Here is a 16,933-nt window from a genome sequence, read left to right as displayed (position 1 = left end):
CATAGACATTCGTAGGCATATCACCCTCCTATAATACGTTGCGTTATAGACAGAGGTTATTGTTATGAAATTAAAAACAGTGTCAGTTTGTGCACTTTTGGTGTTACTTGCAGGTTGTCAGCAGGAAAAGCCGAGCGAAACGACACAATTAACGACCTCGGCAGATGTATGTAATGCACAAGGAAACATGCCAGGTGGGTGGAATGAGTTTAACGCGACCCCTGATGCACAAAAGGCAATGGCCTTTGTTTTAAAGAAAATGGACACAATAGCGTCGTTTAAACGAATACTGAATGTTCACGCGCAAATCGTTAGCGGCGTCAACTATGCTATTGAGTTTGAATTGGATGATGGCTCTGTTTGGAACACGATTGTTTATCGCAACCTTGATGGCGAATATGCGATTACCCAATCACCAAAAGAAGGCCACTTTTGCGAACAGTAGCGACTTAGTCAGAAAGCCCCTAACAATAGGGGCTTTTTGATCTAACAGTAGTCACTGAATTAGACAGCGAAGCGACATTGAGATTTAATCGACACCGTTGAACCAAGTCTTGATGGTTCAACATCAATCCTCTGCGCCATTTGCTCTTTCAGCTCAGAAACGTGAGAAATAACACCGATCATGCGCCCAGTCTGTTGCAAGTCCACTAGCGTTTGAATAGCAAGATCTAAAGACTCTGGGTCTAAACTACCGAAGCCCTCATCAATAAATAAAGTGTCTAAACGAATACCGCCACTATAGGATTGCACAACATCCGACAAACCAAGTGCCAGAGCAAGCGCTGCCATAAATGATTCACCGCCGGAAAGTGTCGCAACATCACGCGTTTTTCCTGTGTAGCCATCTTCAACCATTAAATCTAAGCCGCGACCCGCTGCGCCTTTGAAGCCCTCTGTTTTTCGAGCAAGAATATAGCGCCCTTTACTCATAAGGCTTAAGCGTTGAGAGGCCTGAATCAGCACATCATCCAACAGTACACCAAGAACAAAGCGATGTAGGCTAACCCTGCTGCCTGTTTTACCGCTAGCAACGTCGTACAACGTACCAAAGACTTTGTATTCTTCTTCTAACTTACTATTTTTCTCATGCAACACGGCAATATCTTTACGAACCTTTTCAAGACGTTCAAATATTGAGCGTGTGGTATCAAGTTGATTCCTTACTTCAATATATTGCGCCTGCAGAGTGGTTAACCTGTCGTTAAACGACTCCAAATTAGGCCTTTCAAGATCTTTCAATGCATGATTTAAATCATGTAGTGTTTGCTCAAGCTTGGTTTGTGCCTGTTTGAAACTGTCTATTTCTTGCTGCCAGGCTTGAAGTTCATCATCTCCCACTCGACTACTTAGATAATGGCTTTCATCCTCAAATTTACTCGCCTGTAGCGCCTCATTCCACGCTAATTCTGCTTGGCTAAGTTTTTGCTCTGACTCAGATAACCACTGCTTGTTCGTCGCTAAGTGACTTTCCGCATTTGATTTCTCCAATATCGCTTGCTGCAAAGCGTTTTGCGCCTTTTCTAAGCCTTTGTTCAAACTCAGAATTTGCTCGTTTGTCAGCAAAATTTCACGTTCAAGCAAGTCAGCGGAACTGTATTTTGGGTCAATAGAAGCTTGTAATTGAGCCAATTGTTCTTGGTTCGCTTTAACGGTTGATTCATTTGCCGCCATTTGATTCTGCAGCTCATGAATTTTATTTTCACCCACGACGCAGCGTTGATTAAGCTGTTCAACGTTCTTTTCTAGCTTTTCAATATCAATAGCTTGTAGACGTAGGAGTTGAGCATTGATCGCTTGCAAATCATTTTGAACCGTCGAGATATCAGATGTAGCATACTCACCCAACTCCTCTTTCAACTGGTTACACTGATTCTGATACTGACTAATGACAACGTTATGTTGTTCTAGCTGATTGCTTAGTTGGTTCAACAAGGTTTGAGCTTCTCGCTCTTTCGCTCTAGCCGCCTGAACTTGCTCTTTTGTAACGGCTTCTTCAACAAACGTTGCGGGGTTAGGATGCGTTTCGCTACCACACACCGGGCATGCTTCACCTGCTTTTAGTCGCTGCGCTAATACTGCCGCTTGAGCGTTGTGCCACTTAAGCTCTATCGTATCAGCGGCTTGTTGACGCTGCATATAGCGCTGACTGGCTTCGTGTAGTGACTGCTGCTTGCCTACAGTTAGCGCATTGAGTTTAGAGAGCTCTAAAGTAAGATCATGCAGCTTTTGTAGATCCTGTAACAGCCGTTGTTTTTGTTTTATTTCCGCATCGATGCTGCCAATAAGCGCAACATCAACTCGTGCTTTCTCTAGCTCCTTCTGTCCCTGCTGGGCCTGTAACGTTAACTTATCTTTTAGTTCTATGTACTGTTTTAACGTTGCTTCAAATTGTTGTTTTTGTTGATAACCCGCCGTTATTTTACTTTCCAAATTGTCTTTCTCGACCAACTTGTTTTTCATACTTTCAAGTTGATACTGCAGTTGCGTTAACTGCGGGACCTTTGCCGCTGCCTTTTTTGCACTTTGCTGCAAGTTTTCTTGTTCTCTCGCAACGACATTAGCTTTTTCGAGACTCTCTTTCAAAGCTACGATTTTTTGCCTAAGCTCTTGCGTTTGAGCTTTTGCATTTTGTAATGAGATGTAGGGCAACTCTATCTTATTGGCATTTTTAGCGTTTTCTAATTGCTGTTGACGAGCTTTTATCGAATCTGAGTGTTCTAGATGCAGCTTGAGTGCGCTTTCTGCTTGCTCTCGTTTCGAAAACTCTCCATTCAAGGTTTCCGCTTTTTGCAATTCAGATTTAGCAGTATTGAGCTTATCTAACGCTGCTTGCTCATTCTTTTTATCAGACTCTAATTGCTTAGTTACTTGTTCCAGTTGTTGTAATAGCTCTTGTTCAGAACTCGCTTCTGCAACTTGTAAAGCACCTCGAATTTGATTATCAAATTCGCCTTTCGCTTTACTAATTGCACTCGCTTTATCTTTGAGCGCGTACTCAATTTTTTTATATATGTCAGTTTGAAAGAGCTGGCCAAAAATTTCTTCACGCTCTTTAGAGCTAGCAAGCAACAGTTCTCGGAATTTTCCTTGAGGCAACACCATAACTTGACGAAATTGAGTTTCATTCAAGCCAATAATATTGCTAACTTCAGTTTTAACCTGAGTCGTCTTGCTGGTGATAAGCGTTTCAGTCTCACCGAGTTCATAAAGAGCCGCAGTGTGCTTTTTAATCGTCATCCCTTCACCACGGGCCTTGGGCGCTTCCTGCTCAGGGGATCGAACAACTCGGTATTGTTTGCCGTGTAACGAAAATTCGAGAACTACTTCGGTTGGTAAATCTTGCGCGGATAAGTCACACCGCATCTGAATACCTTGTCGCTCATTACCTGTGGTTTCACCATAAAGGGCGAAGCAAATGGCATCTAAGATCGACGTTTTACCGGAACCTGTAGGACCATTAATCAAAAATAGAGGGTTACTGCCAAGCTTCTCAAAATCAATGATTTCAGTTTTTGCAAACGGACCAAAGGCTTGCATGGTTAGTTTAATTGGTTTCATCTTTGGTCCCTATTGCTGTGATAATTGCTTAATAATGTCAGTAACAGCTTGCTCTTGCTCTTTAGACAACTGGCTATCTTGCGCCTCAATAAAAAAATCTCGGAACATATCAATTTCGCTTCGCGCCAACTTTGCTTGCGCCATTTCCTGCTCTACCCCAATTAACATGCCAGGTTTCTCAAGGTGTAAAACGTTTGGATACACTGAACGAAGTTTTTCCATTGGGTTTAAAATCGCATGTTTATCCATCAAGCGAACTAACAAATAATCTTCATTCTTAGGGTCTGTTTTGCCTTGCTCAATAACTTTATCCAGCTCGCCCTCTACAATGCGCATTTCATGAGGAGCCGTAAGATCAATATGCTCTGCAGAAACAAATCCTTTCTTGTCCAGTTCAACTAACGTGAAACCTTTTCTCTGGTTCTGTTCACCAAAGCTATACTTCATGAGAGAGCCAGAGTAACGGATATGCTCTGCGCCTTTCTTTTGAGGCTGATGCAAATGACCAAGTGCGACGTAGTCAAAATCTAAGAAGTGTTCATGACTCACGCGATCAGAACCACCAATAGATAATGGTCGTTCAGAGTCTGACTCGATAGCCCCATCAACAAAACAGTGACTCACGAGCACGCGCTTTTGCTTAGAGATAAAGCGCTCTTTAATTTGCTCAACAAGCAATTGATGAGCCTCATCATGAGTGGATACCGAGGCTTTGTAGGCAAACCTGACCTGTTCAGGGTCGTTATAAGGCATACCATAAAACGCGACCTCGTCCGCAGAGTCCGTTTTTATGATGATGGGAGTGAGCATCTCTTCAAAGTTGCTAACAATATGGAGACCTGCATTTTTCATTTGCTCTGAGCCGAAACCTAACCTTTCTGCACCATCATGGTTGCCAGATATCAATATCATTGGTGTTTCTAACTCGGTACAAATGCGTTTCACGACTCGATTTAACAGTTCTATTGCAACCGTTGGTGGCACCGAACGGTCATAGATATCTCCCGCCACTACAACTGCATCGACGGGGTTGCGTTCAATATAGTTAATCAGTTGTTCGAGTACTGCTTGTTGATCTTCGAGTAGTGATACGTTGTGGAATTGTCGACCAAGATGCCAATCTGAGGTGTGGATAAACTTCATTCGAATTCACTTTCCGCCAATTCTATGAGTAGGCTTGCTTCTGTCAGAGTCCATGTACCGTTTATAAAAAGGAATGCGTCACGGGTGGGATCTCGAACAAGCCAAAACTCAAGTTATTTTATTTCGGTAAGGATATCTTGAGTCGAACAGCTTTTCATGTGGTTTGTGTTCTATGGCTGGCTATTTAATCAGAAAGCGAGAAGAACACTGTAAAAACGCGGTGAGCAAAGCTATTTTGAAAAGCAAGCTGCGCCTAGTCATTGTCCAAACATCATTAAAGGGCCAGTTTCGAGTCAATCCCCCATAACATTTGCATCACTAAAACCTCAGCTACTACTAGAAGGAAAAGCAATAGCCAGACCTATTCACTACGCCAATTGTATATTACTCCTACCGCATAGCCATCTGACTCGATGTCCGCTTGCAACACGTGAAAGTCTGGGCAGGGGCTGCTTCTTTGAAGCTCATCAATCACTAACGCTTTTAAAACGCCGCCACATGCACCCAATCCGCCAAGTTTGATATCAACAAATTGATACTGAGTTTGATCGGTCACCCACGGAGACAAGAATTGCATTGAGTTTAACCATTGCGGTTCTTCCTTATTAACGGATAAATACAATTGACTGAGTGGATGTTCACAACTTACTCCTAATTGCTTAAACACCTTGTCCACGGCGATGCGTTGTTGTTTGGCATCTAAATCAATTCGAACAACATCAGGCACAAGACCTGAATGTCGAAAAAAACACTTGGTTAAAATGATAGAGCTTTGAGGTTTGACATGCCCTTCTACATCACTCGTAACCTCTATAGCCAGTATCCAAGTCGCTTGCGTTTCATTAACTTCACGATTTATCCGATTTAGTGCCATCAAAAATGCAGCTTGGCCATAAGGATAAAAGTAAATTTCAGTATTGACAGTTTGGTCAACGAAAATAGAAAGCTCGCTTATCAATGCTTTAAGCAAACTTTTGTCCACCGAAGATGGTAAAAGAACACAGAGATTCCCCTTGATATCAGCTTGCTCAAGACTCTCGCGCTCAGAGCGCACGAGGCTTAATATATGCTCATCTATTGATTGAGCAAAGTCAGGGGGTCGGATTTCCTCGGACAATCTAAAAGAATCATCAGCTATCTCGCGAACGGTGTGTGAACGGCCATTAAAAGATAGAAGATGCGTTTGAAATGCGAGTGGCATCTAGCCTCCGATTAAAACCGTAGGCATACCAGATAGAATTTTGCCACCATGAGACGTTGAATCGCCGACTCTCGCGGCTGGTTTACCGTTGATTGTTACGCTAGAAGAACCTGCTGAGATACTATCCGGAGGACCGATACAAATAAGCTTGTCGCCTTGTCTTGCCGCAGGTATCCCGCCAATCGTTACGTTTGGTGAGCCAACAACGACGGGACCACCGACATGCGGTATCTTTCCTGTTTTTTTAGGGCAAAGATGAAAGCTGCCCAAAATTGCGGCTGGTTTACCCACTTTAAATCACCTTAGTTCAATGAAATTTGCCCAGCTTTAAGAGCAATAGCTGAGCCGTTAATGGATATTTTATTACCTTTGATATTGATTTCTCCAGAGCTAGACATCTGAATAGAAGCACCACCTACTTTGATCTCGACGCTCTTTCCTGCATTAAAAGACAGCACTTCACCCGTTTCATTCGAAAAGTTTTTACCTACTTTCAAGCTCGCGTTCTGACCAACCTCTTGATTAACATCATTGGTCACTTTTTCGGTTTTACTGTTTTCAACGGCGATATCAACACAGTCTTCAACTAGCATTTGGAACAGTTTTTCAGCATGAAGATAAATGTGCTCTTCACCAGGCTTATCATCGAAGCGCAACTCATTAAAATTGGATGTACCTTTTTGTACAGAGCGTGATTTATAACCACTCTGAGAACTTTGCTCTGGTAAAGCGTAAGGAGGGAGTTGACTACCGTTATATAGTGATCCCGTAACGATTGGTTGATCAGGGTCTCCGTTGACAAACTCGACGATGACCTCTTGTCCGACTCTAGGGTGAAACACCGACCCCCATCCGTTACCTGCGATATTTTGCGCAACACGAATCCAACATGAACTATTTACATCGTATTTACCAACACGGTCCCAGTGAAACTGAACTTTGATACGGCCATGTTTGTCTATGTAAATTTCACCATCTTTGTTCCCCGTAACTATTGCAGTTTGCAAACCTTTCATCTGAGGTTTCGGATAGTTAACTGAAGGACGAAGGATTGTCTTTGAGTCAACACAACTAAACGAGACTTTGACACCTTGCGCACCGGTGCCACCTTGACCAGTCTGGTTATAAACAGCAGCAGACAAAAAAACAGAAGACAGTACATATTCTTTGCCAACTCGAGATTTATCTTCATGTTTTTTAAACTTGAAGCACTTGCCTACGCTGAATGTTCTGCACGTAGCCTCGCCACGACACAAATATGCATTTTGCTGTAGTGCTTCTATTGCATGCGTGTTTCTCAGTGCGTATTGATCATTGCTCTCCATTTCACCCATGTATTCAAAATACTCGCTTTCAGGCACTGTAAAAAAATCACTTTCACCCTTTGCAGTATTTTTAGGATTCGAAGAAGGCTTGAGCATGTTATAGCCTGACTTTTGACTCGCTTTAGTAGTCAGAATTTGCGTTTCATGCCAAGAAGAAATGTGGCTAGATTTCGCCGTACCTGTATCAAAATCGACTAAAAACTCAGTACCCGGCTTATAAAAACTGATGTCATCAAAAATATTGAGCGTATGGGCAGACTTAGTATGTGTAAAACAAAATGATAGCCCCTCTTCCGATAACAGACGTCGAACAAATTCAAGATCTGATTCTTCATATTGTACTTTGTACGTGTATTTAGGATAGGACTTGGTTAGCTCAAAACTAAAGGCAACACTATGCTCCGATAGTACTTCAGAGATAATTTCCTTTATATCTTTATGCTGAAATATTCTGCAATTTTTTCGATATTCAGCGAAACGTAATTTAGGCTCTATTAATAATTCTATGTTTTTATAATTTTCGCCTTTATGTGTATTAGAAACCCTTTTCCCTTCTAATCTTGCAGCAGAAACGTAACCATGCATATAACGAGGATTTGAAGAAACATCCTCATTATTTTCAAGGGTAATGGTAACTTCCTTACCAATAATTTCGTTTAACTCACTTCGTTGATCATTAAAGTAAGCTTTAGCACGCAATGAAAAAAGTTCTGAGATCTCTTCTTTATACTCAAACGAGTTTAGTATGATGGCATCTTTACCGAATGGGGAAGAAATTCGGATGAAATTGTTATCTTGAGTTGCTCTTTTCATTAAATACTTCTTTCAAAAAAATGCGGAGGAATACTCCCCCGCATGAAAATTACATTTGTTGACCTTTAACACCGCTGTAGCCGTATACCAATGGAGCAGAAGTGTTGTTCTTATCGTCAGTAGGAGTCACTGTCATCATCATTTCTGTGTAAGAAATTGTGATAGTTTCAACTGGACGATCGTCTTGGATAGAAACTGAGTAGTTAGAAATCATCGCATCAGTCAGTTCGATCTTCATGATCTCTTCAACCTTCTCACCCTGCTTAGTAATATGGAAAACCGCTGGTTTACCTTTACCAATCGTCGCTTCTTTAAATAAGTCAGGAGAAGAACGGTCTTGAAGTTTAGTGATAGTCAAATCATATAGACGAGTAGCGCTCGCTTCACGGTCCATCGCTGTACCAGTGTATGATGAGATCTCACGACCTACACTCCAATCTACAGATAGTAGTGTAATCAAATCTTTGTATTGCTCGGCTGTTGCCTCACCCTTAATATCTGCGTATTTAAGATACGTATTAGACTGCATGCTAATCTCCTATAGCATTATTAATTGACATATATCGTAGTAATTTAATTATCTGACGTTTGGTGATAATTAGTGATTAATGTATCAAAAACTTCATTTTAAATACGCCCTGTTATATCTTTAAATAAGATTTAATTTAAGCGTTTTTTATAAAAAATAATAGTTAATATGAACCAACTCCCAATTATTATTGAGAGTGTAAAGGATGTTAAACTATTGAGACATCAAGTCCACTAGTTGTACCTTTAACAATAATTTCATCAAACGTCTTATCATTAAGAATTGCATGCAATATTTCATGAGAAATCTTCGGAAGCAATGTATTTTCTATGGTTGTTTGTACCACACGCGCACCACTGCCAGACTCATTGCTATTGTCTACAATATCATTAATTAGTTCCTCATCAAAAAACAGGTCAGCGTTATAGTGCTTACGAATACGAGTCGTAATTTTATCCAACTTTAATTTTGTTATTTCTATCAATACTTTTCTTGATAGAGGCAAATAAGGTAATACGTTCACACGCCCTAAAAATGCAGGTTTAAAGTCGACCAACAAATCATCGCGTAAAGCATCTTTTAGTGCTGACGGCTCAGGAGATAAATCAGGATCAGAATACAAAGACATCGTCGTTTCGGTCCCTGTGTTCGCGGTCATAATAATAATAGTGTTTTTAAAGTCTATATCTCGACCTTCACCGTCTTTAATTGAGCCTTTATCAAACACCTGATAAAAAATATCTTGAACACCAGGGTGCGCTTTTTCCATTTCATCGAGGAGAATTACACTATAAGGTTTACGTCTAACAGCTTCAGTCAGTACACCTCCTTCTCCATAACCGACATAACCAGGAGGAGAACCTAATAGCAATGAGACTTTATGCTCTTCCTTAAATTCCGACATATTGATAGTCGTGACATTTTCTTCACTACCATAGACTTTCTCTGCAATCGCCAAAGCCGATTCGGTTTTACCCACTCCGCTTGGTCCGGTTAGGAGAAATACACCATTTGGTCGTGTCTCATCCGTGAGCTGCGCACTCGCGGTTTTTATCACTTCAGACATGAGCTCTAAAGCGTGATCCTGCCCGACAACTCGCTTACACAAACTTTCTTTCAAACCCAATACTGCTTGGATTTCATCATCCTGAAGTTTACCTAGCGGTATACCGGTCCAATCCGAAATAACTTCTGCGATTAGCGCTTCATTTACATGCGAAAAAACTAAGGGCTGTGAGTTAGCGGAAAGGTTATTTTCAAGCTCTTGTAACTTGTCTCTAGCAGTTTCAGAACCCTCCTGGATTATTTGGGTTCTAAGTGACTTAGCTTCATTTACCCATTCTTTTTCTTTTTCCCAAAGTACTTCTAATTCAATAATGTCATTAGATAGCGCATCAATCTCTTTTCGGACACCTTGCAGCTGCACATCAAGAGATGCTCCTAGCCGACTCTCTTGGCTAAGATGCTCATACTCAGCTTGCTTTGCTTTAAGTTTGTTTCTTTTCGCATCTAGGCCTCCCGGTGTAGATGACTGACTTAACGCAACTCGAGAACAGGCCGTATCCAAAACAGAAACCGCTTTATCTGGCAGTTGACGACCATTAATGTATCGAGCTGACAGTTGGACCGCTGCATTGAGAGCTTGGTTAGTGATATGAACATCGTGGTGTTGTGCCATTACATCAAGTAAGCCTCGTAACATTTCGATCGCGAGTTCAGGGGCTGGCTCATCAACCTTTACGACTTGAAAACGCCTAGTTAAAGCTGCATCTTTTTCAAAATACTTTTTATACTCTGCCCACGTTGTTGCTGCGATCGTTCTGAGTTCACCTCTCGCTAATGCTGGCTTCAGAATATTCGCCGCATCACCTTGGCCCGCTTGCCCACCACCGCCAATTAGGCCATGAGCTTCATCAATGAACAATATAATAGGCTGTGGAGCGTCGTTTACTTCCTTAACAAGGTTCTTAAGCCTGTTTTCAAACTCACCTTTCATGCCTGCGCCGGCTTGCAGTAACGCCAAATCCAGAGACTTAATTGCCACATTTTGCAGAGCGGGAGGTACATCGCCATCAATGATCTTTTGCGCCAAACCTTCAACAACGGCTGTTTTTCCAACACCGGCTTCTCCCGTAAGAATCGGGTTGTTTTGTCGGCGTCTTAATAAAATATCGATCATTAGGCGAATTTCATTATCTCTACCAATCACCGGATCTATTTTACCTTCCCTAGCTTGCTCAGTAAGGTCTGTTGTAAATTGATTCAAGGCGGAATTCGCGTTTGACTGCGCTAAGTCATTCGATCTTGATTGAGGCGCATTACTTTCTTTAAAGTTCAATAAGCGAGATGGTTCTATCTTGTTTAGTTCAGGACTAATCGAACCAGCCATGTTGACTAACGTATCATCAGACAAGTAGGCAAATAAAAGATGGATGCACCCCAACTGTTCTTGATTGAATTCAATGGTTGCAGACAACAAGGCATTTTGCATAACAGTCACCGTATGAGCTGATAGCCCAGGCACCGACTGGCATCCTGTTTTGTATTTTTCTAATGCCTTTTGAATATCGGTTTCAACCTTGATTTTATCGACATCAAATTCGTCAAAAACTTCAGAGTAAATATCGTCAGGATGGCGGATAATCATCATTAACCAGTGAGACATTTCAATACTGTGATGAGTTCGGGAGCTTGCCATCGCAGCTGCCTGTTCAAGTGTTTCCTTAGCCTGAGGAGACAATCTTTCGACCAACGCTGAAAGTGAGAGTGAAGCCATTACATTTCCTTTAAATAGTAATTGTTATAGTTCGATCTTTTGTACGTTCGTGTTTTTTAAGCACAGAACCAATACCTAACTGCCCCTGCTGTTTCGATAAACAAGCTTGTGGTAGCAAACTATGTTTGGTGGTGAGCTGCCACTTCAGTTGTTTATGTTTTCCAATCAACTCATAAGCAGCGTTCTTAATGATTGCTATATTGGGTTGGTTAGGAAGCAATTTACTAACTAGCTGTTTATCTTTTGGCAGAAATTCTATTGTTGTCCCCGCGTTGATGTTCCATGCTTTCGAACCCAAAGACGCTCCTAAACCAAGTTGAGCAAACTGCCCTTCAGGCATAGTTCGGGATGCAAGGCGTGTTTGCTCTTCTTTCGTAAGGTGTAACCATTGTCCTTGAAATTCATGAACTTTTACTTGGCATCCAGATAAACATTCAAGAATACTTTTCAGTCCACCTTTACTTCTCACTGGTGAAGCAAACACACCACCATAGTGCCGGGACAGTGAACTCCCTTTCCCAGTTAATGCCGATTTACAGCTTTCTAACGGCGAACGCGCGCCCTGCGCATGCGCACGAGACTGAACAGTCAGCTGACTCAGTTGCCAACATCGATAATAAAGAGATAATAAGCGATGATTGAAAATATCGTAGAAGTCCACCATAGCCGTATCGCCTTCTTTTTGGCGATGTAAAGCTAATTCACTATAGTGCTGGGGAAGCACACCTTGCTCACCCGTTAGGCCTATTAAATTGGTCTCAATCTCTAACTTGCTGTCATCTATATTTTTCAGTTCACAAAGCTGAGCATTTTCAAAACCTAATGATGGATTAACCTTTAAGTTTAGCTTTTCATGCTTCGGTAACGCATCTGTTCCTATTTGCGCCTCTGCTTGCAGAACTTCGTGTTCAATAAGATGAATCGCTTCAAACAATGGATGTTGCTTTAATTCTCGATAAAATTGTTCCGCGCTCATAGCAACACCTTATCGCCAGTTAATGCGGGCCATAGGTGGAAAGACTTTCCCGTGGACTTAATTCTTATTTCTAACTGCGTAAAAATGTTAATTTCAGCATATTGCGAGAAGTAAACAGATAAAACACTACCTAAGAGAAAGATCTGCTCTTTAGGTAAAATTTGATCAGAAACCGTCAAAATAATTTTTATACCGTGCGCAAATCCAACTTTGCCTTTCTGACTAATTCTTCCTGTAGTAGGCTCAAACTCTAACTTAGTTAAAGCATCGATTACCGCTTTCGTTTCTGCTGTCCCAGAAAATGCATAGAGATTAAGGGTCTGCTTCAAAGTTGCTAAACCATCTTCCTCGGTAAAATGGTTTAAAGTTAAAAGCTTAGTTAACTGCCATCGTGTGCTTTCATCCATTTCTGGCCGAATAGTTTCTGATAAAGAAACTAAACAACGAACAGATTCGAAATTGTCATTTACCTCCGGTAAAGATACTTGCGGCAGCCCACCTCCAAATGGAAGTTTCTGCGCTAAGTTGCGGTTACAGCACTCAGCTTCCACGTACATTAACCAGTTTTCCCGGCTATCCGGGCTGAACAATTGATGTTTTTTATCAACAAAAGAAATGTAAGTTTCTCTACCTGGCTCATCATACCCACCAGCCCAGTTCTTATCCTCACGTCTCATCAACCAATAAATCTCACTAGTGTTTGTATAATGCGTGTGCTCACCAGCGTGATAACATGGCAAATTGTGGTACGTTTTGTTCCAGTTTCTCAACGTTACGTCAGAAATTGAGACAACCTCATTACTTTCAGATTCTTGGTATTGCGGAGACAAGTGGTAATCGTATTCAGTTGGTAGAATACGCTTAGGCTCCATAATACTTTTAAATAAGTTGATTACAGGCACACAACCTACCATTAAGCTTTCTTCGTCCACTTGCTTTGGAAGCCAGTCATCGTTGGTATCAAAGTAAAAATACAGTTCGACTTGCTCTCCAAGATCTAGCTCAGATAATCCAAGTTCGGTGATATCAAAGAACATAAACTTCTCAGGAAAGTGCAAATACTCAACAAGTAATCTTGCTCCTGAAAAGCTTCTTTTACTGTATGGCACAACTTTCTCATCTTCTGAAAATCCTACTTCAGAAAGATGTCTTTTGGTTAAAGGACGAACTTCTTTGCCATCCACAACAACAGATAAACCAATTAGGTTTTGAAACAGCATTTGGTAGAGCTTAAAAGTCAATTGAGATTGACCGTTTAAATAGAAGCGCAGCCGTTCTATCCCCATTTCACCAAGAGGAGTCTCTTCATCTTGAGCCGTGAGCTGTACTTTCAAAACTGAATGAGCATTGCTTTCCCATCGTGAGCCAACTGGCTTGAAAGGCGCATTTTTAAAAACGCCAGAGGTCACATCAACAGGATACATTCTGACCGGATAACAAGTTCTAAACTCGCATTCATGATATCCAGTAGCACCGATAACAACTCGCTCGCCTTCTTCTACATCAAAATAAGAGGAAGTGGAGTTAGAACAGCTCATTTTAATGACTGACATTGACGGGATTGGGGCGTGAAAATCCGGATATAACTGTCCCATCAAAGACTCTGTAAACTGAGGGTAACTATTGTCTAAGCTTTGTCTAATCCTTGCTGTTAGAAATGCGCAGCCTTCTAACAATCTTTCTACGTGTGGATCGTCAACCTGTTCCTCACTAATACGAAGTCTCGCGGCAATCTTGGGATACTGCTCACCAAACTCTTGCCCTTTGTGACGCAAATAAGCTAACTCGCGATTATAGTACTTGAGAAACTCTTCACTCATTTTGCTCTACTCAGTTTCATACCTAAATTTACCGGCTCTACTTCAGAATTGAATCGCACTTCATGAATACTGTTATCAATTAAGCAAGTGGCATTTATCTGTAACCTCAATACCCTATCAATAGCGTTTTTCTCGTCCGAAATCTGGACATGAGGGTTCCTTAACCTCGGCTCAAACTCTTTAATTGCATCATGAACGATGTCGCAAAGCTGATTCTGCCCTTCTTGGCTGCTATAGGGCATTGAGGAAAAATCTGGCAGCCCATAGTTCAATATTGAATAACGAACCTCTAGAAGATCATCAGGAATATTTTTCCATCCAATACGACTATTCAGCATCGACTCTAGATCTCTAAGTAAGCTGCTCAACATCTGTTGCTGGCTTGCAGGGAAGTCTTTCTCATCTCGAGTGAGAGGATCACTATCTATCAATTTGTCGAGCAGAGAAACGGTTAACGACATGATATTTCTACGCTATTTGTTTCTGTTCTAATAATGTAGTCAAATCACAGATTGGAAGCGCTGAGTCACCGACTAACCAACATTTTTGACCCAAGCCAACAAAAGATTCTTGCTCACCAATCTGCTTCCAATCCGTTTCTCGACCTAACTTTTGCGCATCGGTCTCTGAGTCAACATATGTCAACGGCATATGGCCTTCGCCTTCACCAAGTCCATCGATATCAAACTCGACAGGTCGCCAAATACTCTCTAACAAAGAAGTAGGTGCTTTAACTTCTAGCGTATGGATGCTCGATATGGGTACAAGAAAATAGTTACCTGCTGTAGAAAACAGTTCAATGTAACCACCTAAACGATCATCAATATCTCTAGCATCTTCGTAGTTTGTGCCGTTTACGTTAAACCCTTTAATAGTACGATGCTCTTCAATGCGATGCGATAGACGTGACGCTTCTTCGTACTCTTGATTTCCGAGAGCAAGATTAAATCGAACAAGCTCTTTAGTTAATTCCTCATCACCTATTACTTTGGCACTAGCCGCACCATTGATAAAATCCTTTCTAGCTTGAGCTGCTTTCACTAAATGTCGTAGCTGACTTGCACCAGGCAGATACTCAGGAAACAATTTAATCGATTGCATGAGCTGAGCGTCCGCACGCTCGAAGTCCCCATCAATGCAAAGAAGCTCAATGAAGGAACTTCTCAAGCTCGCATCTTTAGGTGTTGCTTTAATTTCATCAGTTAACTGCTCTAGAGCGTGTTGCAATAGGCCTTGGGACAAAGCATTTTTCCATTGAGTCATTGTTATTTCCTTACACCATGTGCTCTGGTGATAATTCGGTAATTAATTTAATGCTAGATACCATTTGATCGAGTTGAAAATGCGGTCGCAAATGGATAACTGAGTAATAATGTCCAGGAGTTTCTCTTTTCTCTCGAACTGTAATTTTTGCTTCATTTAGGGGGTATTTAGCTCGAAGCTCATCAGACGCTTCATCTGATGCGGTAGTGTACTGATGTAACCAGCGTTGAAAGTCACGCTCTAGGCTTTCTGCGTCTTGATACCCACCAATTTTGTCACGCCCCATAACCTTGAGATAATGTGCGACTCGCGATACACACAATGTGTATTGCAACATCGATGTCAGTTTTGCATTCGTTGAAATATGCTTTTCTGCGTATTGTTTGGGCTTGTAGAGAGATACATTCGAGGTCATCCCTACCATATCAGTCTCAGGTATTGGAGAAATAGAAATAAAACCGCACTCAGACAATTCTTGTTCTTTTCTCTCAGAGATTTTCAAGTTTAACGGACATCTTTCACGATCATTCTTGCCGTTAACACGCATCTTGCTCCTTGTAGGAGCGACGATAATGCCCTGACTGTAATCGCCTTGTTTAATCCCTCGCATATGCGTGAACCAACCATGTTCCTGAAATGCTCTAATTGATACGGCAGCAAAACAGTACGCACTACTCCCCCATAGCAAATCTCGGTTGGAGTCGTAGATGTGTTCTTGAAAATTGAATTTATCATTCCGCGAGCCATCACTTTTGTATGGCTGACGGAACAAGACGTTAGGTGCAGTCAAACCAATAAATTTAGCGTCATCGTTGTCTCTCAAACTACGCCACTTTGCATAATCTTCCTGTTCAAATTGGGCCGCTATATCTCTTATCGCAGAGAGTTGAGCGAAACTATCAACACCAAACATCTCTGGCGATGCAGACATGATAAATGGGCTGAATGCTGCAGCTGCAGACTGAGAGATCTTACTCAACACAGACAGATCTCTATCAAAATAATTTTTACTAGGATCACAGCGAAGCTGATAATCTCCAACCACCACACCAAAGGGTTCTCCCCCTGCCATGCCATATTCATTTTGATAGAGCAACTTAAATAGTGCTGATTGGTCAAACTCGATGGCTTTTAAAGCATCTTTACTGATTTCATTCCATGTCGCCGTTAAAACCTTAACTTTTACAGAATCCGATGAACGAGAATCAACCTGTTCACATAAATACCTAACTCCAACCCACCCCCTTTCGAGCTGTTGAAACTCAGGATGATGTAATATTTCATTTAGTTGAGATTCTAATAGCTCATCAATGCGGTTAATTGTGTTCATCACACTATGACGAAAGCTGTCCAAATCTCTTGAACGTGTACCTTCTATCCAAATTCGCGCTGACGCTACAAGATCAGAAGATTCATTGAATCGAGTCAACCACGGGCTATCAAGTTCAGCATAGCCTCCGGTACTGAACTCATGTTTTAGCTTGCTAGGGTCGCGAAAGTTAAGTGACACTGCTAATTCCATCTAG

13 protein-coding genes are annotated in these 16,933 nt (G+C 41.5%); 1 reads left to right on the top strand and 12 read right to left on the bottom strand.

The window, feature by feature from the left end; all coding sequences use genetic code 11:
* Window positions 1–64: 64 nt before the first annotated feature.
* Window positions 65–445, top strand: coding sequence for a cystatin domain-containing protein (locus IJ23_RS18335; RefSeq protein WP_025767719.1), 381 nt, complete (start codon window positions 65–67; stop codon window positions 443–445).
* Between the two features lie 59 nt (window positions 446–504).
* On the opposite strand, the gene IJ23_RS18330 is transcribed toward IJ23_RS18335, so the two are convergent.
* The 12 genes from IJ23_RS18330 to tssC all read right to left on the bottom strand — a co-directional run bounded on the left by IJ23_RS18330 (window position 505) and on the right by tssC (window position 16,929).
* Window positions 505–3,561: an AAA family ATPase gene (locus IJ23_RS18330; RefSeq protein ID WP_033907017.1), complete on the bottom strand. Its 3,057-nt coding sequence runs from the start codon at window positions 3,559–3,561 to the stop codon at window positions 505–507.
* Window positions 3,562–3,570: 9 nt separating this feature from the next.
* Window positions 3,571–4,704 (bottom strand): exonuclease SbcCD subunit D, encoded by a 1,134-nt coding sequence (locus tag IJ23_RS18325; protein ID WP_033907016.1) that lies wholly within the window; start codon window positions 4,702–4,704, stop codon window positions 3,571–3,573.
* Window positions 4,705–5,065: 361 nt separating this feature from the next.
* Window positions 5,066–5,905 carry a hypothetical protein gene (locus tag IJ23_RS18320; RefSeq protein WP_025767716.1) on the bottom strand — a complete coding sequence of 280 codons (840 nt, stop codon included), beginning with the start codon at window positions 5,903–5,905 and terminating at the stop codon, window positions 5,066–5,068.
* Window positions 5,906–6,196 (bottom strand): PAAR domain-containing protein, encoded by a 291-nt coding sequence (locus tag IJ23_RS18315; protein WP_005375969.1) that lies wholly within the window; start codon window positions 6,194–6,196, stop codon window positions 5,906–5,908. It abuts the gene before it with no gap.
* Between the two features lie 11 nt (window positions 6,197–6,207).
* Entirely contained in the window at window positions 6,208–8,043 is a 1,836-nt protein-coding gene (gene tssI / locus IJ23_RS18310) for a type VI secretion system tip protein TssI/VgrG (RefSeq protein WP_017820211.1), read from the bottom strand.
* A 49-nt stretch (window positions 8,044–8,092) separates the two neighbouring features.
* Window positions 8,093–8,572, bottom strand: coding sequence for an Hcp family type VI secretion system effector (locus IJ23_RS18305; RefSeq protein ID WP_005375967.1), 480 nt, complete (start codon window positions 8,570–8,572; stop codon window positions 8,093–8,095).
* A 208-nt stretch (window positions 8,573–8,780) separates the two neighbouring features.
* A complete protein-coding gene (tssH, locus tag IJ23_RS18300) occupies window positions 8,781–11,348 on the bottom strand; it encodes a type VI secretion system ATPase TssH (RefSeq protein WP_017820212.1) in 2,568 nt (855 codons plus the stop codon).
* Window positions 11,349–11,358: 10 nt separating this feature from the next.
* Complete coding sequence (gene tssG / locus IJ23_RS18295) at window positions 11,359–12,324, bottom strand: type VI secretion system baseplate subunit TssG (RefSeq protein WP_005375963.1); 966 nt, start codon at window positions 12,322–12,324, stop codon at window positions 11,359–11,361.
* Window positions 12,321–14,144 carry a type VI secretion system baseplate subunit TssF gene (gene tssF, locus IJ23_RS18290; protein WP_017820213.1) on the bottom strand — a complete coding sequence of 608 codons (1,824 nt, stop codon included), beginning with the start codon at window positions 14,142–14,144 and terminating at the stop codon, window positions 12,321–12,323. The genes tssG and tssF overlap by 4 nt, the downstream gene beginning before the upstream one ends.
* Window positions 14,141–14,605, bottom strand: coding sequence for a type VI secretion system baseplate subunit TssE (tssE, locus tag IJ23_RS18285; RefSeq protein WP_017635621.1), 465 nt, complete (start codon window positions 14,603–14,605; stop codon window positions 14,141–14,143). Before tssE ends, tssF begins: the two co-directional genes overlap by 4 nt.
* A 7-nt stretch (window positions 14,606–14,612) precedes the next feature.
* A complete protein-coding gene (locus tag IJ23_RS18280) occupies window positions 14,613–15,407 on the bottom strand; it encodes a type VI secretion system accessory protein TagJ (RefSeq protein WP_005375952.1) in 795 nt (264 codons plus the stop codon).
* Window positions 15,408–15,417: 10 nt separating this feature from the next.
* Window positions 15,418–16,929, bottom strand: coding sequence for a type VI secretion system contractile sheath large subunit (gene tssC / locus IJ23_RS18275; protein ID WP_033907015.1), 1,512 nt, complete (start codon window positions 16,927–16,929; stop codon window positions 15,418–15,420).
* Window positions 16,930–16,933 lie beyond the last annotated feature (4 nt).

The organism is Vibrio sp. OY15 (assembly GCF_000742455.1).
GTDB classification, from domain to species: Bacteria; Pseudomonadota; Gammaproteobacteria; order Enterobacterales; family Vibrionaceae; genus Vibrio; species Vibrio alginolyticus.
This window is presented reverse-complemented; position numbering and strand designations above follow the sequence as displayed.